Annotated in this window: 13 protein-coding genes; 10 read left to right on the top strand and 3 right to left on the bottom strand. The window is 71.1% G+C overall.

The window, feature by feature from the left end; all coding sequences use genetic code 11:
• Nucleotides 1–39 precede the first annotated feature (39 nt).
• Together ACZ6S4_RS02985 and ACZ6S4_RS02980 are read left to right on the top strand one after the other, a co-directional pair.
• Entirely contained in the window at nt 40–1,170 is a 1,131-nt protein-coding gene (locus ACZ6S4_RS02985) for a MalY/PatB family protein (RefSeq protein ID WP_465473265.1), read from the top strand.
• 2,479 nt (nt 1,171–3,649) lie between these two features.
• Nucleotides 3,650–4,831: a globin gene (locus tag ACZ6S4_RS02980; RefSeq protein ID WP_465473264.1), complete on the top strand. Its 1,182-nt coding sequence runs from the start codon at nt 3,650–3,652 to the stop codon at nt 4,829–4,831.
• A gap of 189 nt (nt 4,832–5,020) precedes the next feature.
• Here ACZ6S4_RS02980 and ACZ6S4_RS02975 read toward each other — a convergent pair whose 3' ends face one another.
• Nucleotides 5,021–6,346, bottom strand: coding sequence for a MurL-like N-terminal domain-containing (locus ACZ6S4_RS02975; protein ID WP_465473263.1), 1,326 nt, complete (start codon nt 6,344–6,346; stop codon nt 5,021–5,023).
• A gap of 62 nt (nt 6,347–6,408) precedes the next feature.
• Here ACZ6S4_RS02975 and murD point away from each other — a divergent pair, with 62 nt between their 5' ends.
• The 8 genes from murD to ACZ6S4_RS02935 all read left to right on the top strand — a co-directional run bounded on the left by murD (nt 6,409) and on the right by ACZ6S4_RS02935 (nt 15,785).
• Nucleotides 6,409–7,761, top strand: coding sequence for a UDP-N-acetylmuramoyl-L-alanine--D-glutamate ligase (gene murD, locus ACZ6S4_RS02970; RefSeq protein ID WP_465473262.1), 1,353 nt, complete (start codon nt 6,409–6,411; stop codon nt 7,759–7,761).
• A gap of 360 nt (nt 7,762–8,121) precedes the next feature.
• Nucleotides 8,122–9,099 carry a MurR/RpiR family transcriptional regulator gene (locus tag ACZ6S4_RS02965; RefSeq protein WP_360547592.1) on the top strand — a complete coding sequence of 326 codons (978 nt, stop codon included), beginning with the start codon at nt 8,122–8,124 and terminating at the stop codon, nt 9,097–9,099.
• A 49-nt stretch (nt 9,100–9,148) separates the two neighbouring features.
• On the top strand, nt 9,149–10,456 hold the full coding sequence (locus tag ACZ6S4_RS02960; protein ID WP_465473261.1) for an extracellular solute-binding protein: 1,308 nt from the start codon (nt 9,149–9,151) through the stop codon (nt 10,454–10,456).
• 73 nt (nt 10,457–10,529) lie between these two features.
• Nucleotides 10,530–11,516 carry a carbohydrate ABC transporter permease gene (locus ACZ6S4_RS02955; RefSeq protein WP_465473260.1) on the top strand — a complete coding sequence of 329 codons (987 nt, stop codon included), beginning with the start codon at nt 10,530–10,532 and terminating at the stop codon, nt 11,514–11,516.
• Entirely contained in the window at nt 11,516–12,415 is a 900-nt protein-coding gene (locus tag ACZ6S4_RS02950) for a carbohydrate ABC transporter permease (RefSeq protein ID WP_465473259.1), read from the top strand. Before ACZ6S4_RS02955 ends, ACZ6S4_RS02950 begins: the two co-directional genes overlap by 1 nt.
• Nucleotides 12,416–12,449: 34 nt before the next feature.
• Nucleotides 12,450–13,886 (top strand): N-acetylglucosamine/diacetylchitobiose ABC transporter substrate-binding protein, encoded by a 1,437-nt coding sequence (gene ngcE / locus ACZ6S4_RS02945; protein ID WP_465473258.1) that lies wholly within the window; start codon nt 12,450–12,452, stop codon nt 13,884–13,886.
• A gap of 47 nt (nt 13,887–13,933) precedes the next feature.
• Nucleotides 13,934–14,845: a carbohydrate ABC transporter permease gene (locus tag ACZ6S4_RS02940; protein ID WP_465473257.1), complete on the top strand. Its 912-nt coding sequence runs from the start codon at nt 13,934–13,936 to the stop codon at nt 14,843–14,845.
• Nucleotides 14,846–14,864: 19 nt separating this feature from the next.
• Complete coding sequence (locus tag ACZ6S4_RS02935) at nt 14,865–15,785, top strand: carbohydrate ABC transporter permease (RefSeq protein WP_465473256.1); 921 nt, start codon at nt 14,865–14,867, stop codon at nt 15,783–15,785.
• A gap of 279 nt (nt 15,786–16,064) precedes the next feature.
• Here ACZ6S4_RS02935 and ACZ6S4_RS02930 read toward each other — a convergent pair whose 3' ends face one another.
• Together ACZ6S4_RS02930 and ACZ6S4_RS02925 are read right to left on the bottom strand one after the other, a co-directional pair.
• Nucleotides 16,065–17,261: an MFS transporter gene (locus ACZ6S4_RS02930; protein ID WP_465473255.1), complete on the bottom strand. Its 1,197-nt coding sequence runs from the start codon at nt 17,259–17,261 to the stop codon at nt 16,065–16,067.
• Entirely contained in the window at nt 17,258–19,516 is a 2,259-nt protein-coding gene (locus tag ACZ6S4_RS02925) for a glycoside hydrolase family 3 C-terminal domain-containing protein (RefSeq protein WP_465473254.1), read from the bottom strand. The genes ACZ6S4_RS02930 and ACZ6S4_RS02925 overlap by 4 nt, the downstream gene beginning before the upstream one ends.
• Nucleotides 19,517–19,560 lie beyond the last annotated feature (44 nt).

The raw sequence follows: 19,560 nt of genomic DNA, 5'->3' as shown, positions 1-19,560 counted from the left end.
GGCCCCCCACGACCGACCGGGTACCGGCAGGATGGGGGGATGTTCGTCGACTCGCTGGAGACGCTGCGTAAGCGCCGCAGTGCCAAGTGGCGCACGTACCCCGATGATGTTCTGCCCATGGGCGTCGCCGAGATGGACTGCTCGCTGGCCCCGGCCGTGACCGCCGCCCTGCGGGCGGCCGTCGACGCCTCCGACACCGGCTACTCGGCGGCGGAGCCGGAGCTCGGCGAGGCGGTCGCCGGCTTCGCGGCCCGGCGCTGGGGGTGGGAGGTGGACCCGGCCGCGGTCACCGCGGTCACCGACGTGGGCGTCGGCGTGGTCGAGCTGCTGCGGATGCTCACCCGCCCGGCGGACACCGTGGTGATCAGCCCGCCGGTCTACCCGCCGTTCTTCGACTGGCCGCCGGAGGCCGGTGTGCAACTTCGGGAGGTGCCGCTCACCGCCGAATACCGCCTCGACCTGCCGGCCCTGGAGGCGGCCTTCGCCGCCCACCCCGCGGTCTACATCCTGTGCAATCCGCACAATCCGGTCGGCCGCGTGCACACCCCCGACGAGCTGGCGGCCCTGGTCCGGCTGGCCGAACTGTACGGCGTGACGATCATCAGCGACGAGATCCACTCCCCGCTGGTGCTGCCGGGCGCCCACTTCACGCCCACCCTGACCGTCCCCGGCGCGGCGGAGGTCACGGTGAGCCTGGTGTCGGCGAGCAAGGCCTTCAACCTCACCGGCCTCAAATGCGCGGCCATCGTGACCGCCGACCCGGCGATGGCAGCGCTGGTCAAGCGCCTCCCACCGGACATCCGCTGGCGCACGGGCCACTTCGGCGTGGTGGCCACGGTGGCGGCCTTCACGGAGGGCGACGCCTGGCTGGACAACGTGCTCACCGAACTGGCCGCCCGCCGCACCGAACTGGGTGAGCAACTCCGCACCCGTCTACCGAAGATCAACTGGATCCCGCCGGAAGCGACCTACCTGGCCTGGCTGGACTGCCGAGCCCTGGGCGACGACAACGAACCCCGGGAGTTGTTCCTGTCCCGCGCCAAGGTAGGCCTCGAACCAGGCACCCGCTTCGGCGCCCGCGGCGCAGGCTTCGTTCGGCTGAACTTCGGCACGAACGCCGATATCCTCAACGAGGCGACCGCACGTATGGCGAGCGCCACCGACAGGTAGCGGCGGCGGCTCGGACGTTGCGGCAGTACGGTTGTACTGTTCGCGTCGTTCTGCCGTCGGGGGTGTGCAGGTGTCGTCCGGTCCCGGGTCCGACCCTCATATGCTGGCGCTGCTGCGAGCCATCCGGCTCCGGCTCGCCGCACCGGACGCGGCTGCCGCGGGAGCGGCTGATGCGACGGCTGCTCTGGGTGGTGCGGAGGCCGGGGAAGCTCCGGCCGGGCAGCCCGGGGGTGAGCCGGTCCACCCCGACTGGATGATGCATCCTGACTGGCCTGCGGCGTCTCCGCCCGGCCAGACCTCTGCTCCCGGCCTGACCTCGCCTTCCGCGCAGACTTCTCCTCCCGGTCAGATTTCTCCCCCTGGTCAGAGCTTTCCTTCCGCTCACGCGTCTTCTTTCGCCGGTGGCGACGAAGCCGGTCCGGCCGGTGATCGCCGGAACTTCGCGCTTGGCGGGCAAGGTGAGCAGCCCGCGCCGGACGCAGCCGGCGGGTCCGAGGCGCGTCCGCCAGGCCGGCCTGAGGGCCATCACTCCGGGCTGCCTGCGGGGGATTCGCACGCTTTGCCGGCGGCGGATCTGCCCAGCCTGCCGGCGGCGGACCTGCCCAGCCTGCCGGCGGCGAGCCCACCTGACCTGCCGCCGGCGCATCCTCTGCGTGACGCCTCGGCCGGCGGTGTGCCGCGCGTGGAACGGGAGACGGCGGGGAACGACAGCCGGGCCTGGCGTGCGAGTGTCGGGCCGATGCCGCGTGGGCCGCGGCCGCCCTATCAAGCTCCTTCTTCGCCGGGCAGCGTTCCCTCGTCGCCGGGTGGGCCGACTCCTTCCGCGCCCACGCCTGGGACGGGGTCCGGACCTGGCTATGTGGTTCCGGACGCCGGTGGGTCTGTACCGCTTCCTGGGAGTGACCCCGGTGAGCCGGTGGCTCCTGGGAGGGTCGACTCGCCCGGGTGGGCGCCCGGCCGGCCCGGCACGACGCCGGTGCCGGGCGGTGTGCCGATGCGGCCGGGCTCGACGCCGGTCGTGCCCGATCCCGACGACTTCCTTCCGGATGCCGATGCAGGCAGCGGCGGACGGGTGCTGCCCAATCCGATCGGAACGGGGCCGTCCGGGTCCGGCTTCCCATTCCTGCGCGGGGGGAAGCCGGCCCTTCCGTCGGCGTTCAGCACGACTCCGGTGCCCGGTGCGGCGCCTGCGCCGGGCGGCGGTGCGGGATCCACTCCGGGGACGTCCGGCACCGGCCTGGGAACGACGTCCGGCGGGGGCTCAGCGCCCGGTTCGGGTTCAGCGCCCGGTTCGGGCTCAGCGCCCGGTTCGGGCGGGACGCCCGGCGCCGGTACCGGCTCGGGACGGGGACCGGGTGCGGGTTCCGGTTCGGGGACGGCCCCGGGCGCCGGTCCTGGTTCCGGCACGGGTGCGGGTGCCGGGTGGGGGACGGCTTCCAACGCGGGCCGAGCCTTCGGTGCAGGCATGGCCCCGGGAGGCCTCGGCACATTCCCGGTTCCCGGCGCGTCTGTTGCTGGCGAGTCCATCCCCGGCGCGACCGGCCCCGGAGGCGTAGCTCCGGGAAGCGGACTTCCTGGCGGAGTGATGCCGGGTGGGACCGGCCCCGGTGGCGCGGTCCCGGGTGGGACGGGCCCTGGCGGGGCGATTCCTGGCGGGACGGGTCCGGGTAGCGCGGTTCCTGGCGGAGTGATCCCGGGTGGGACCGGCCCCGGTGGAATGGGCCCCGGTGGCGCCGTCCCGGGCGGCGCGGTCCCGGGCGGCGCGGTCCCGGGCGGCGCGGTCCCGGGCGGCGCGGTCCCGGGCGGCGCGGTCCCGGGCGGCGCGGTCCCGGCTGGGACGGTTCCTGGCGGGGTGATTCCTGGCGGGACGGGTCCGGGTAGCGCGATTCCTGGCGGGACGGGTCCGGGTAGCGCGATTCCTGGCGGGACGGGTCCGGGCGGGGCGGTTCCGGGTGGGACGGGGCCGGGCGGGGCGGTTCCGGGTGGGGCGGTTCCGGGCGGGGCGGTTCCGGGTGGGGCGGTTCCGGGTGGGGCGGTTCCGGGCGGGGTGGGCCCCGGTGGCACGCTTCCCGGCGGCGCTGTTCCTGGTGGTGGGATTCCCGGGGGCAACGGCCTGGTGCCCCGCGGCACCATCCCCGGCGGACTTGTCCCCCCGACCGGCCCCGGCGGCGGTCAAGGTCCAGCAAGCGGTCAACACCCCACCCCCGGCACGTCCATCGTCCCCGCGGTTCCTCCCGGCGCTGTCGTTCCCGTTCGGCCCGGTGCCACGCCGCCTGTGCGGGGCGGGCTGCGTCCCGGGGCCACCACCCCGTACCCGCCGGGGGCTGGGCCTTGGGCCGGCGGCGTACCGCTCGTCCCGGCCACCGGCTCGTCGACCGAGCCCATCAGTGGCATTCCCGGCATCGGCGGCCCGCGGCCGGCCGGGCCGCAATGGCCCGGTGATCCGGTTCAGGCCGTCGGTCCCTTCGGACCGGTACGCATGCCCGACATCGTCCCGCCCGTAGGCACCCGCCCTGCCCTCCCCGCCGACGGCATGGACCCCGCCGATGACGCTGCCCTGCGGGAGATGGCGCGGCTGCTCGGCAACAGCCTCTCGCTGGCCGGCGGGCCCGAGGAGGTCGCCGAGCGGTTGCGGGCTGCTCTCGCGCAGGCCCAGCCGGCGTTGTTCGCCAAGTTGCCCGGCGGGCCGGCCGTTCAGGTCGCGCAGCTCGCCGAGGCTCTGACCTGGCTGGTGCATCATCTGGACCAGCCGCCGGTGCTGGTCGCGGCGTGTGGCCGGCTCGGTGCCTCGCTGGCCGAGTGTGGCGTCCTGCCCCAGCAGTTGCAGCTCGCCGGGGCCGCGCTGGCCGAGGCGATGCGCGCGGGGATGGCTGCCGGTGGCTGGCGGCAGGACTTCGACCAGGCTTGGCGGTCGACGTGGGAGCACGCGTACGAGTGGATTGCCCACGGGATGGCCACCGCCGCTTATCAGCCGACCGTGTGGACCGCGGTTGTGGTCGGGCACGAGCGGCGCCGCGATGATCTTGCGGTGTTGTGGTTGCGACCGTATTTGCCCATGCCTTACCGGCCCGGTCAGTACGCCCGGATCGAGTTGCCGGACCAGCCCGGCGTGTGGCGGCCGTACTCGCTGGCCGGGAACCCGCGCCGGGACAACATCGTCGAGCTGCACGTACGGGCCAAGAGTCACAGCGGGATCAGCGGCGAGCTGGTCTATCGGACGGCCATCGGGGACACCGTGCGGATCGCGCGCGCCGAGGGGGAGATGGGGCTGCCCGAGTCCGGCCGGGATCTGCTGATGATCGCCGGGGACACCGGGGTCGTGCCGCTCAAGGCCCTGCTCACCGAGCTGGCCGCGACCGGGGATCCGCGCTCGGCGGTGCTCTTTTGGGGCGTGCGCAACCTCAGCGAGCTGTACGACATCGACGACATCACGGACATCGCCCGGGCCTGCCGGCGGGCCACCGTGATCCCGGTGGTCTCCGAGGGGGAGGCCGGCCCGTACCCGAGCGGCCTGGTCACCGACGCGGTCGCCGCCTACGGCGAATGGTCCGCCCACGAGGTGTACCTGGCCGGACCGCCGCTGATGCTGGCCGCGACGAGCCTGGCCCTGCAGGCGCTGGGCGTGGCCCCCGACCGCATCCACCACGACAAGCCCGACTGACCGGCCCCGGCCTAAGCAAGCCGGGTGGCCCGGCGGCCCGGGTGGCCCGGGTGGCCCGGGTGGCCGGCGGCCGGGGTGGCCCGGCAGCCCGGGTGGCCGGCGGCCGGGGTGGCCCGGCAGCCCGGGTGGCCGGCGGCCGAAGCGGGCGCGGCCGGCCAGGCCCGAGCGGTCATCGCCTGACCGGCCCGGTCAGGCGAGGGCGGCAGCCAGGATCTTGGCGTAGGCCGGCGGCACGAAGGTCGGCCCGCCCGGCGTCAGCACCTCATCCCGTGAAGCAGCCGCCCACGCCTCCGCCGGCACCGCCGCCCGCAGCGCCGTGATCACCGGTGCGTCCGCCCACTGCGGGTCGTCGCCCAGCATGGTCAGGGCGACCAGCGATTCCTCCACCTCGCCGACGCATTCGAACGGCTTGTGTGCGTCGATGCCCAGCAGTTCCAGGTAGCCCGGCACCTGCGCCGGCTCGGCGAAGAGGTCCCGGCCGAAGATCCTCCCCAGCCGGGCCCGGGACATCGACGGCGCCATGGCCAGCGCCACGAAGCGGCACTTGGGGCAGTCGCCGCACCAGCGGGCCGTCGGGTCGTGCAGCTTGAACGCCTTGTTGCAGCTCGTCACCACGTCGTCGTACGCGGTGTGCCGGGCGAAGAGCTGGGCGATGTGCAGCTCCGACAGTGAGCGCAGCAGGGAGAAGTACGGCTCGGTCAGGCCGGTGTGTGCCGTGACCGCCGCTCGCAGCAGGCCCTCGGCGACCACTCCCTTGGACCACTGGTGGTTGATCTCGTGACCGTTCCAGATCAGGTTGGGGTCGGAGGCCGAGCGTTCGTTGGACATCACCACCGGGCCCAGGCCGTGCAGGGCCGCGGTCGCGATCGCGATCAGCGAGTTGATCGCGGTCACCGGGATGTGGCCGTTGAGGGCTCCCGCCTTGTTGAGCTCGAACAGGCGCGGGTCGAGTTTGCGGCGGGCGGCCAGGGCGCTCAGGCCGGAGGCGGCGTTGACGTTGACGATCACCGGGTTGGGGTTGACCGAGAACGGCACCGGGTCCAGCCCGGCGGCCCGCAGGATCTCCAGCGTGACGATGGAGTCCTTGCCGCCACCAACCGCCGACAGTGGCCGGCCCTCGGCGTTGTCCACGGGAGAAGGTGGGGGAGCCGAGGAAGCCGGCGAGGTGACCGACAGCTCGAGCACGTGCGGGAGCTTGTTGACGTACGCGTACTCCCCGAGGCCGTGTGTGTAGACGGCTGTGAAGAACTCGGTGACCGCGGCCGGCACGGCGACCGGCGCCTCGATCCGGGCCGGCGCGCCGACCTTGTAGTAGCTCACCCCGGCCACGACGTGCAGCAGCTCGAGCACCTTGAAGAAGTGGGCCGGCGGCTCGCCCGGGCCGAGCGGGAAGGTGATGGTCTCGGTGAACTCCAGCGGGTCCGGGCCGTCGAGCAGGTAGTCGAACTCCGCGACCCCCGTCGCCGGATCGAACCTGTATGCGGGGAACCGCATGACCTCGTACTGCGCACGCACCCGGCACTCCCAACGTAGGACCAGCGAGCCATACTAGTGCGACTCGACCGAGGGAGACGATTGTGCGCCTGGCAGACCTGCGCGGCCGTTCCGTTGCCGTCTGGGGCACCGGCCGGGAGGGCCGGGCCGCCGTCACGGCCGTCGCCGCCCACGGTCCCTCGCGCCTGATCGCGGTGGACGACAGCGCCAACTTCCTGTCCGTGCCCTGGGAGGGCGAGCTGGCCGCGCTGGCGCCGCTGGCCGGTGGCGATCACGCCCAGGCCGCGCTGATGGCCGCCGACGTGGTGGTGCGTTCGCCGGGGGTGCCGCAGACCCATCCGTGGATGGCCGATCTGCGGGCCCGGGGGGTCACCGTGACCGGTGGCAGCGCCCTGTGGATGGCCGACCACGCCAACCGCACGATCGGGGTGACCGGCAGCAAGGGCAAGAGCACCACGTCCAGCCTGATCAGTCACCTGCTGGCGGCGGTCGGCCGGCCCAACGTCTTCGGCGGCAACATCGGGGTGCCGCTGCTCGATCTGCCGCCGGCCGAGCAGTACGTCCTGGAGCTCTCCAGCTACCAGTGCAGCGATCTGACCGACTCGCCGCGCGTCGCGGTGGTGACCTCGCTGTTCCCCGAGCACCTGGACGCGCACGGCGGCGAGCGGGAGTACTACCGCGACAAGCTCAACCTGCTGGCCCACGGTCCCGAGCTCATCGTGATCAACGGGGCCGACGACCGCTTGGTCGCCGAGACCGTGGCGGTCAAGGACGCGAACGGCTTCGCGGCGATCCCGGCCGCCGGGGGCGACTCGCGGTTCCGGGTCGAGGCCGACGCCCAGGTGTACTGCAGCGACGAGGCACTGTTCCCGCGCGACACGCTCAAGCTGCGCGGCCGGCACAACGAGCGCAATCTCTGTGTCGCCCTGGCCGTGCTGGACGGCATGGGCATCGACGTGGTCGGCGAGCGGGAGGCCCTGCGCGCGGCAGTGGCGTCCTTCCAGGGGCTGCCGCACCGGCTGGCCGAGATCGAGGACCCGTCGGGGCTGACGTTCGTGGACGACACGCTGTCCACGAGTCCGTACTCGGCGATGCACGCGATCGACGCGTACGAGGGCCGGCCGTTGACCGTGCTCGTCGGCGGCACCGACCGCGGCCTGGACTACAGCCCCCTGCGGGAGCACCTCAAGGACCGGGAGATCACCGTGATCGGCCTGCCGGACAGCGGGCCGCGCATCCTGGCCGAGCTGGCCGGCCTGGCCGGCGTGCGCACGGAGGCGGCGGAAGATCTGCCCTCGGCGGTACGGCTGGCCCGCAAGCTCACGCCGTCCGAGGGTGTGGTGCTGCTGTCCCCGGCGGCCCCCAGTTACGGCCGTTTCCGCAACTTCGAGCACCGCTCCGAGGTCTTCGCCCAGGCGGTCCGCGACAGCGCTTAACCGGTTCTGGGCAGAATTATTGCCGGACCTCCTCCTGTTTCGAGACGCCCTCGCAGATTGCGAGGGCGTTTCGCGTTGTCTGCCGGGTCCTCCGTCCGGGCCGGGCCGGGGCGCCGTTTGATGCCGTTGGCGACCCAAAAGGCCGATGATCAAAACGTCCCAAACGGGTGCATGCCCTGGCGGTAACGCCCTAACGGCCATATGCGGATCGACGTACGTCAACCGACTGCCGGGTCACACGCGTTCATCGACGTGCTCCAGGTAACGGTTTGAAAACTTCACCCACGGTCTTGACACGGGGGGTCAGAAAGTAAGAACTTTTACCGCGACAGTTAACACTCCTTTCTGAAGGGACGGCCCATGGTCGAGCCAGACGCAGACGGCACCGCAGCGACCGCGGTCGTCGACTCGCTGGTGCGCGACCAGGCCCCGCCGCCGCAGCACAGCATGAACAACTCGGACGGGGTACTGGTGCGGGTGCGCACCCTGCTGCCCGAGTTCACCGGCGCCCTGCAGCGCGTCGCCGAGCAGGTCCTCACCGACCCGGCGGCAGCCTCCCGGGCGACCATCGTCGAGCTGGCCGAGCGCAGCGGCACCTCGCCGGCCACCGTGACCCGGTTCTGCCGGGCCCTGGGCTTCGACGGCTACGCCGACCTGCGCCTGGGCATCGCGGCCGAGACCGGCCGGGCCCGCGCGTCCGGCTGGACCGTGGACATCGGCCGCGAGATCCAGCCCAGCGACCCGCTGGAGCGGGTGCTCGGCCAGATCATGGCGGCCGACACCCGGGCCATGCACGACACCGCCTCGCTGCTGGACCTGGCCGAGGTCGAGCGGGCCGCGGTGGCCATCGCCGCCGCGCCGCGGGTCAACATCTTCGGCGCCAGCGGCAGCGCGCTGGTCGGCGAGGAGATGCAGTTCAGCCTGCACCGCATCGGCGTGGCCGCCTGGGCCTGGACCGATGTGCACAACGGCCTGGCCAGCGCCGCGCTGTCCCGGGCCGGCGACGTCGCCCTCGGCATCTCGCACAGCGGCGAGACCGGCGAGACCATAGAGCTGCTCGCCGAGGCCAGCAGCCGCGGCGCCACCACCATCGCGCTGACCAGCTTCCCCCGCTCGCCCCTGGCCGAGCTGGCGGACATCGTGCTGCTCACCGCCACCCAGGCCACGACCTTCCGGCCGGACGCGCTCTCCGCGCGGCACCCGCAGCTGGTCGTCCTCGATCTGCTCTACGTAGCCGTCGCCCAGCGGACCCACGAACGTTCGCACGCGGCCTTCCAACGCACCGCCCAAGCCGTCCACGGCCACAAAGCCGTCAAGGACGGGAGCTCCGCCCCATGAATTCGAGATCCCTCTCACCCGCATAACTCACTCGTCCAGGAGGACTAGCGTGAAGCGCAGAATCGCGGTTGCGGCGACCCTCGCCGCGACGCTGCTCGGTGCCGCCGCGTGCGGCTCGAACAGCGACAGCAGCGACACCCCCAATGCCGCCGCTTCCGTCAACGGTGCCGGCAAGACCATCAAGGTCTGGCTGATGGTCGACGCCCAGTCGGGCTGGCCCGAGGTCGTCAAGCAGGCCAACGAACGCTTCACCCAGGCGACCGGCGCCCAGGTGCAGGTCGACTACCAGCAGTGGACCGACCACCTGGCCAAGTTGGACACCACCCTGGCCGGCAACGACGTGCCCGACGTGGTGGAGCTGGGCAACACCGAGATGCCGAAGTACGTCTTCAACGGCGCCTTCGCCCCGCTCGACAAGGGCCAGTTCGAGAACTCGGCGCAGTGGCTGACCGGCCTCTCCGCCCCGTGTGAGCTCGACGGCAAGACCTACTGCGTGCCGTACTACGCCGGCGCCCGGGTGCTGCTGTACCGCACCGATCTCTTTGAGAAGGCCGGCCTGACCGCGCCGAAGACGTACGACGACCTGGTCAACGCGGCCAAGGTGCTGAAGGAGAAGAACGGCAGCGACAAGCAGTTCTCCGCCTTCTACATGCCGGGCAAGTACTGGTACGCCGCGATGGCGTGGGTGCACGGCAACGGCGGCGAGATCGCCAAGAAGGACGGCGACAAGTGGGTCGGCGCCCTGTCCGAGCCGGGTGCGCAGGCCGGCCTGACCAAGTGGGCCGAGATCGCCAAGACCTACTCCAGCGGTGACCCGACCAAGGACGAGAACGACCAGGACGCGGTCTACGCGCAGGGCAAGTCCGCCATGCTGTACGGCAACGGCTGGGAGCTGGGCGCGGTCCAGGAGCAGCCGAAGGACCCCAACGACCCCGCCTCGGCGAAGGTCAAGACCAAGGTGAACGGCAAGGTCGCCACGGCGCCGCTGCCCGGTATCCCGTCCTTCCTCGGTGGCTCGGACGTCGCCGTGACGGCCAAGAGCAAGAACGCCGACCTGGCCGCCAAGTGGGCGCAGATCTTCACCGACGCCAAGTCGCAGGAGGGCCTGATCGCCAAGGGCGTGCTGCCCAACGCGACCTCCCTGCTGGACAAGGCCGCCGCGGTCAAGGGCAACGAGGCGACCGCGCAGGCCGCCAAGGAGACCTGGTTCGTGCCGATGGCGCCGAAGTGGTCGGACGTCGAGTCGGCCAACGTCCTGCAGAACATGCTGGTCAGCATCGCCACCGGTAAGGCCACCGTGCCGGCCGCGGCGAAGGAAGCCGACGCGAAGATCAACGAGATCCTCAACGCCAGCTGACCGTGATCGGGCCGCCCACCCTCCCCGGGCGGGCGGCCCGGCCCGGCACCGCATCCCCGCAGAGAGGTGACCGATGTCCGTCGTCGACTCCCCGTCAGCCCCACCGGCCCAGCAGCCGCCGGCACCGGCGCCGGCGGGCGGGCGCGCCCGGAGCAAGCGTCGTTCGGCCACGAGCGGCGGCTTCGCCCCCCTCGCGCTCACGCTGCCCGCATTGCTGCTGCTGGCCGGCCTGCTCGGTTATCCGCTGGTACGGATGATCGTGCTGTCGTTCCAGAGCCTCGGCCTGCGCCAGCTGTTCGGCAACCTGCCCCCGGACAACGTCGGGTTCGCCAACTACGTCAAGATCTTCACGGACGCGACGTTCTACCAGGTCGTCGGGCGTACGGTCGCCTTCACCGTGGTCTCGGTGCTGCTGACCCTGCTGCTCGGCCTCGGTGTCGCCCTGCTCATGCGCCGGGTCGCGCCGAGCGTGCGGATCGCCATGATCGTCGCGATGATGTTCGTCTGGGCCATGCCGCAGCTGGTCGCCACCCAGACCTTCCGCTGGCTGGTCGACTCGGACTTCGGCGTGCTGAACTACCTGATCAACCTGCTGCCCGGCGTCGACTTCGCCAACCACAGCTGGTTCGCCGACCCGTGGCAGGGCTGGTCGGTGATCACCACCATCGTGGTCTGGGCCGGCATCCCGTTCATCGCGATCACCCTCAACGCCGGCCTCACCCAGGTGCCCAAGGAGCTGCTCGAGGCGGCCGTGGTCGACGGCGCCTCGGCTTGGCAGGTGCTGCGCTCGGTGACTCTGCCGATCCTCAAGCCGTTGCTGATCATCGTCACTACGCTGTCGGTGATCTGGAACTTCGGCCTGTTCACCCAGGTCTGGGGCGTCCGCAACGGGCGGCCGGAGGAGGAGTACCAGGTGCTCGCGACCTGGTCGTACAGCACCGCGTTCAACAACAACAACTACGGGCTGGGCTCCGCGATCGCCGTCGTCACGGTGTTGCTGCTGCTCGGCGTGACCGCCTTCTACATGCGGCAGATGTTCCGGATCGGAGACGTGGACTGATGGTCGCCACCGCACCGTCGACCGCCGTACGCAAGCGGCGCCGCCCGGCCCGCGAGTCGGACACCCCCACCGTCGGCCGCAGCACCGCCGGCACGATCGCCGCGAACGCCCTCGGCGTGCTCTTCGCCCTGGTGATGTTCTTCCCGATCTACTGGATCATCAACACGGCGTTCAAGCCCGCGCCGGAGATCCTGCAGTTCGACCCGACGTTCTTCCCGCACACCTTCACGCTGGACAACTTCAAGTCGGCGTTCAACGCGCCGTTCTTCCAGCGGAACCTGATCAACGGCGTGCTGATCACCTGCGCCGCGGTGCTCGGTGCGCTGGTCGTCGGCTTCCTGGCGGCACTGGCCATCGCCCGGTTCCGGTTCTACGGCCGCAAGGCGATCATCCTCGTCGTCCTGTCGGTCCAGATGGTGCCGTTCATCGCGATCCTGATCCCGCTGTTCCTGATGCTGCAGAAGGCGAACCTGACCAACAGCCTGGGCGGCATCGCCCTGGTCTACGTCGTGCTGATCCTGCCGTACACGGTGTGGACCCTGCGCGGCTTCGTCCAGGCGATCCCGCGCGAGCTCGACGAGGCCGCGCTGATCGACGGGGCCAGCCGGTTCCAGGTCTTCTGGAAGATCATCCTGCCGCTGACCGGTCCCGGTCTGGTTGCGACCTCGGTCTACGGCTTCATCCAGGCCTGGAACGAGTTCATCATCATCAACACGCTCAACGACCAGGCCCACCAGAACCTGATGGCCTGGCTCCTGCAGAACCAGACGAGCCGCGGGACCTTCTGGGGCCCGCTCATGGCAGGGTCGATCTTGACCGCCCTCCCGGTGGTCATCTTCTTCCTGATCGTCCAGCGCAACATCGCAACCGGCCTGACGGCTGGCGCCGTCAAGGGCTGACCCGGCACCGCATCACCATCTGAGGAGAAAGCGCATGACTGAGATTTTCAAGCCCGAGGTCGACCGCCGGACGCTGCTGCGCCGCGCTGCCGCCGTGGGCCTGCTGGCCACCCCCGCCGTCACGATGCTGAGCGCCTGCGTGGGCGGCGGCAGTGACGACAAGGACGACGCCGCGGAGAAGCCCGCCGGTACGGTCTCCGCGACCAACCCGCTGGGCATCAAGGAGGACGAGCCGCTGGAGATCCTGATCTTCAACGGTGGCCTCGGCACCAAGTACGCGACCGACGTGGACATCCCGTCGTACAACAAGCTCTTCCCGAACTCCAAGGTCACGTTCAACCAGGCCGAGGAGATCTCGACCGTGGTGCAGCCGCGGTTCACCGCGGGCAACCCGCCGGACATGATCAACAACTCCGGCTCGAAGCTGATGGACCAGGGCGCCCTGGTCCAGGCCGGCCAGGTGCAGGAGCTGACCGACCTGTACGCGGCCCCGTCGGTGGACATCACCGGCAAGACCGTCAAGGACACCCTGATCCCGGGCACGATCGAGCAGGGCACCTTCAACGGCAAGCCGTACGTGCTCAACTACGCCTTCACCGTCTTCGGCCTCTGGTACAGCGGCAAGCTGTTCAAGGACAACGGCTGGACCGCGCCGACCACCTGGAGCGACTTCACCGCGCTGCTCGACAAGATGAAGGCCAAGGGCATCACGCCGTTCGGCTACGCGGGCGCGAACGCGCCGTACTACATGTACACGCTGCTGCTGACCAGCGCCGCCAAGATCGGTGGCGCCGACATCCTCAAGAACATCGACAACCTCGAGGACGGTGCCTGGACCAACGACGCCGTCAAGCAGGCCGCCGCCGCGTGGGCCGAGGTCGGCGCCAAGTACTCCAACAAGGCGTTCCTCGGTCTCAAGCACACCGAGGTCCAGCTCCAGCAGAACCAGTACAAGGTGGGCCTCTACCCGTCCGGCTCCTGGCTCGAGAACGAGCAGGCCAAGGACACCCCCGAGGGCTTCGACTACCAGCTCATGCCGGTGCCGAGCGTGACCACGGCCGACAAGCTGCCCGTCACCGCCCTCTACGCCGCGGCCGGCGAGCAGTACTTCGTCGCCAGCAAGGGCAAGAACCCGCGCGGTGGCATGGAGTTCCTGCGCCACATGCTGAGCAAGGCCGGCGCCGTGGGCTTCACCCAGCTCACCAAGACGCTGACCGTCGTGGCCGGCGCCACCGACGGCATGGAGATCAGTGCCGGCCTCACCTCGGGCAACAAGGCGCTGGGCGCGGCGGGCGCGGACACCTTCAGCTTCCGTTTCGACACCTGGTACAAGAAGCTCGACGACGAGCTGCGCGCCGCCACCAACGAGCTGATCTACCAGGGCGGCACCGCCGACAAGTTCGTCGCGCGGATGCAGAAGGCCGCCGACGCGGTCAAGAAGGACTCGTCCATCCAGAAGTTCTCCCGCTGATCCCGCGCTGACGACGTACCCGCAATCACGAACGGAGTTCGAGAACCATGAAGCACGGCAGGTACCCGTTCATCATTGGCTTCCTGATCGTGCCGGTGGCCATCTACGGCACGTTCGTGATCGCGGCGTACGTCCAGGCGTTCCAGCTGTCGTTCACCAACTGGCGGGGCTTCTCGCCGGACGTCAGTTACATCGGCTTCGACAACTTCGTCAAGCTGTTCCAGGACAACACCTTCTGGAAGGCGATCCAGCACCACATCCTGTTGCTGATCTTCCTGCCGCTGCTCACGATTGTGCTGGCGCTGTTCTTCGCGTTCCTGCTCAACGTGGGCGGCGGCTCGAAGGGCGGCCGTACCCGGGGGGTCTGGGGTTCGAAGTTCTACCGGGTGGTGTTCTTCTTCCCGCAGCTGCTGGCCCTGGCCCTGGTCGCGGTCATCTTCTCCCGGGTCTACTCGTCGGACGACAGTGGTCTGATCAACGGCCTGCTCAACCAGGTCGGCGCCGGGCCGGTGCTGTTCCTGGCCGACAAGAACCTGGCGCTCTGGTCGATCCTGGCCGTGCTCGTCTGGCAGGCGGTCGGCTTCTACGTGGTGCTGTTCTCCGCCGGGATGGGCTCCATCCCGACGGAGATCTACGAGGCCGCCGCGCTGGACGGCGCCACCCGGGGCACCCTGTTCTTCAAGGTGACGCTGCCGCTGCTGTGGAACACCCTGCAGGTCGCCTGGGTCTACCTGGGCATCGCCGCCTTCGACGCGTTCGCCCTGGTGAACGTCATGTCCGTGGACCGCGGCGGCCCGGACGGCGCCACCACGGTGCTGGGCCTGGAGATCTACCGCAACGCCTTCGACTACGCGCAGTTCGGCTACGCCTCGGCGATGGGTGTCGTGCTGTTCTTCCTCACCATCACGTTCGCGGCGCTGACCCTGCGGGTCACCCGGCGCGACGCGATCGAGCTGTGAGCCGGACCGGGAGCCTCAAGTGACTTACACCAAGACGGACGGGCCGGCGGCCTCGTACACCGGGTCGCGGCACTCCACCACCGCCACGCAGCGGGACAAGAAAGAGATCAAGCTCTTCAGCGGCTTCGCCCACGTCGCCCTGGCGGTCTGGGGCCTGCTGGTCATCGCGCCGCTGATCTGGGTGATCCTGGCGTCGTTCAAGAGCAACACGGAGATCTTCACGCAGGCGCCGTTCAGCCTGCCCAGCAAGATCTCGTTCGAGACGTACAAGACGGCCTGGACCGAGGCGCACGTCGGGCGCTACTTCCTCAACAGCGTCTTCGTGGTGGCGATCAGCACCGCCGGCACGATGCTGTTCGGCTCGATGGCCGCCTACGTGCTGGCCCGCTACAAGTTCGTCGGCAACCGCTTCATCTACTACCTGTTCGTCTCGGGTCTGGCCTTCCCGGTGTTCCTGGCGCTGGTGCCGCTGTTCCTGATCCTGCAGAACCTCGGCCTGCTCAACACCTACACCGGCCTGATCCTGGTCTACATCGCGTACTCGCTGCCGTTCACGGTCTTCTTCATGACGGCGTTCTTCAAGACGCTGCCGAACCAGATCGCCGAGGCCGCGATCGTCGACGGCGCCTCCCACACCCGGCTGTTCTTCCAGGTCATGCTGCCGATGGCCCGGTCCGGCCTGGTCAGCATCACGATCTTCAACATCGTCGGCCAGTGGAACCAGTACCTGCTGCCGGTGGCGATCATGCAGGGCGCGGGCGCGCAGGAGAAGTGGGTGCTCACCCAGGGCATCGCCAACATCTCGGTCTCGGCGGGCTACCAGGCGAACTGGGCCGCGCTGTTCGCGGCGCTCACGCTCTCGATCCTGCCGATGATCATCGTGTACGCGTTCTTCCAGCGTCAGATCCAGTCCGGCCTCACCGCGGGCGCGACCAAGTAGCTCAAGCACGGCATACGGGCGGCGTCCTGCCACGGGGGAGGGGCGCCGCCCGGTTGCGTTCCCCGTCCGAAGGTTGTGGCCGGGTGCCACGCCCTGGCCGAGGCCCGGGACGTCGGGGCGTCCGACGGTCCCGTGGTGGACGACCAGGTCTTCGAGCGGTCCGCCGAGACCGACGATGCGACCCGGGCCGCGGAGCTCATCCGGACCATGGCGGCAGAGCTGTGCGGTCAGCGGTGCCGATCACCCAGGAGTCGTTCCCGCCGAGCTGACCGGGGCAGCTCAGGCGCGGTTGAGCAGGACCCGGCCCAGCACCAGCGTGCCCAGGCCGGCGACCACCACGCTGAGCAGGCCGACCCGCAGGCTGCTGTGGTCGGCGACCAGCCCGACCAGCGGCGGCGAGACCAGGAAGCCCACCCGCTGTAACCAGCTCACGATGGTCAGGCCGGCGCCGTGCGCGAGCCCGCGCAGTTCGTCGGCCGTGTGCATCGCGGCCGGGACCAGCGTCGCCGTGCCCAGCCCGGCCAGCGCGAAGCCGGCCAGGGCCGAGCCGACGGACGGCCACGCGAGCGCGCAACCCATCCCGGCCGCGGCCAGCGCCCCACCGGCCCGGGTCACCGTGCGCTGGCCGAACCGGTCGACGGCCCGGTCGCCCAGCAGCCGCCCGGCGGTCATCGCCACCTGCAGCGCCACGAAGGCGAGACCGGCCGTCGCCGCGCCGGCGCCGAGGTAGTCGGTCAGGTACAGCGCGCCCCACGATGAACCGGCGTCCTCCACGAGCGCCCCGAAGGCCGCCAGAGCGCCGAGCGCGGCCAGCATCCGTACCGCCGGCCAAACGAAGGACCGCCGGCCCGGCGGGGCCGCACCCGGCTGCGGCGCCGCCCGCTCGGCGTCCTCCGGTCCGGGCAGCATGAACCGGTACGCGACCAGCAGGATCACCCCGACCAGCACCGCGGCCACGCTGAGGTGCAGGACCAGCGGCACCCGCAGACCGGCCGCGGCTGAGCCCATGAGCCCGCCGAGCACCGCCCCGATGCTCCACACGCCGTGGAACGAGTTCACGATCGAGCGGCCGTAGAGCCGCTGCACCCGCAGGCCGTGGGCGTTCTGCGCGACGTCGACGATCGCGTCCGCCGCCCCGGCCACCAGGAACACCGCGGCCAGCACCCACCAGGCCGGCGCGACCGCGACCCCGATGAACGCCACGGCCATCAGCAGCATGCCGGCCAGCCCGGTCCGCGACGACCGGAAGCGGCGGATCGCCGCGGCGGCGAACAGGCCACCGAGCAGCGAGCCGAGCGCACCCGCGCCCAGGGCCGAGCCCAGCGCCGCGTTGCTCAGGTCCAGCGATTCCTTGATCTGCGGGTAGCGCGGCACGACGTTGGCGAACAGGGCGCCGTTGGTCAGGAACACCGCCGCGACGGCGATCCGGGACCGGCGGGCCTGCTCGGCCGGTCCGGCGCCGAGGGTCGCCGTCACTGCGCGCTGAACCGCTGCACCGCGGCCTCGACGTCCGGCTCGGTGACCGGGAAGCCCGGGAAGCGCGACAGCCGGACCAGCGGGATGGCCCGCATCATCTGGCCGTTGGTCGGGTCGGAGAGCATGTCGGTGAACAGGCCGGTGCCGAGCTGCTCGCGCAGCCAGGAGCCGGCGGCCGGGTGGGCCAGCCAGACGTCCACGCTCGACTCGGCGGCCAGCGGCACGGCGTAGCCCTGGCCGGCCAGCGTGACCGTGCCGGTGAGCCGGATGTCCCGCGAGGACGCGCCGACGCGGACGCCGAACTCGCCGCCCTCGACCACCCAGCTCCGGGCCGCCTCGTGCCAGAACGCGAACGCCCGCGTCCCCAGTGTCAGGGTCACCGGCGCGCTCTCGCCGGGACCGAGCGCGACCTGGGTGAACGCGCGCAGCTCCTGCTCGGGGCGGTAGACAGTGGCCTGCGGGTCGGCGACGTAGAGCTGGACCGTCTCGCGGCCCGGGCGCGTACCGGTGTTGGTGACCGTCAGGCTGACCTCGACCCGGGGGTCGCCGCCGTCGGCGAGCACGGAGACGGCCAGGTCGCTGTAGTCGAAGCTCGTGTAGGAGAGGCCGTGGCCGAACGGGTACGCCACGTCGAGGCGGTGGGCGTCGTACCAGCGGTAGCCGATCAACAGGCCCTCGCCGTACCGGACGTGGCCGAGCTCGCCGGGGAACGCGCCGATGGTCGGGTTGTCGGCGAAGCGCACCGGGACGGTCTCGGCGAGCCGGCCGGCCGGCTCGGCCGCGCCGAGCAGCAGGTCGGCGGTCGCGCTGCCACCGGCCTGGCCGAGCAGCCAGCCCTCGAGGACGGCCTGCGCGCGGTCCCGCCAGGGCGCGACGGTGACGACCGAGCCGTTGGAAAGCACGACCACCACGCGGGGGTTGGCGTCGGCCACGGCGTGCAGCAGGTCGAGCTGGTGGGCGGGCAGGTCCATGTGGTCGCGGTCGTAGCCCTCGGACTCGTACGACGGGGGCAGCCCGAGGAACAGCACGGCCACGTCGGCGGCGGCTGCGGCCCGTACCGCTTCGGCGACCAGGCCCTCGTCGGCTGAGTCGGAGTCGATCACGAAGCCCGGGGCGAAGGTGACCTCGCGGCGCCCGTCGAGGGCGGCCCGCAGGGCGTCCAGCGCGGTGTCCACCCGGGTGGGGTTGACCTGCGAGGATCCGGCGCCCTGGAACCGCGGCGTCCGGGCGAACTCGCCGATGACCGCGACCGGGCCGCCGCCCGCGGGGTCGAGCGGCAGGATCCCGCCCTCGTTCTTGAGCAGCACCGCGCTGGCCACGGCGGCCTCACGGGCGAGCGCGTGGTGGGCGTCGGCGTCGAAGGTCTGGCCCTCGTGCAGCGCCGGCAGGGACCGGTTGATCAGCGTCAGCACCCGGGTCGCTGCCCGGTCGACGTCCGCCTCGCTCAGCGTGCCGGCCCGGACGGCGTCCAGGATGACCCGGGTGCCGGCCCCACCGGACGACGGCATCTCCAGGTCCAGCCCGGCGGCCACCCCGGCGTCGCGACGGTTCACCGCGCCCCAGTCGGAGACGACCAGCCCCTCGAAGCCCCACTCGTCGCGCAGCACCTGGGTGAGCAGCCAGGGGTCCTCACTCGCGTACGTGCCGTTGATCTTGTTGTAGGCGCACATCACCGTCCAGGGCTGCGCCTGGGTGACCACCCGCTCGAAGGCCGGCAGGTAGATCTCGCGCAGCGTCCGTGCGTCGACGTCGGCCGAGACCGTCATCCGGTCGGTCTCCTGGTTGTTGGCGGCGAAGTGCTTGAGCGAGGCACCCACCCCGGTGCTCTGCAAGCCGTTGACCAGGGCCGCGCCGAGCTCGCCGGCCAGCAGCGGGTCCTCGGAGAAGTATTCGAAGTTGCGTCCGCACAGCGGCGAGCGCTTCATGTTGACGCCCGGGCCGAGCAGCACGGCGACCTGCTCGGCGCGGCACTCCTGGCCCAGCGCCACACCGATGCGGGCCAGCAGGTCGGTGTTCCAGGTGGAGGCGAGCCCGGCGGCGGGCGGGAAGCAGGTGGCCGGGACGCTGTCGTTGAGGCCGACGTGATCCGCCTCGCCCGCCTGTTTGCGCAGGCCGTGCGGCCCGTCGGTGACCATCACGCCGGGGATGCCGAGGCGCTCGACCGGCTGCGTACGCCAGAAGTCGGCCCCGTCCAGCAGGGTGGCCTTCTCCTCGAGGGTGAGTGCGGCGAGCAGCGCGGGAACGTCGAGTGTCATGACCCGACCGTAACAATGAAAACCTCCGCATGGAAGTTTTTGTG

The sequence above is a fragment of the Actinoplanes sp. NPDC051405 genome, from assembly GCF_055586185.1.
The sequence above is the reverse complement of the archived record's forward strand: the minus strand, read 5'-3'. Positions and strand labels throughout refer to the sequence as shown.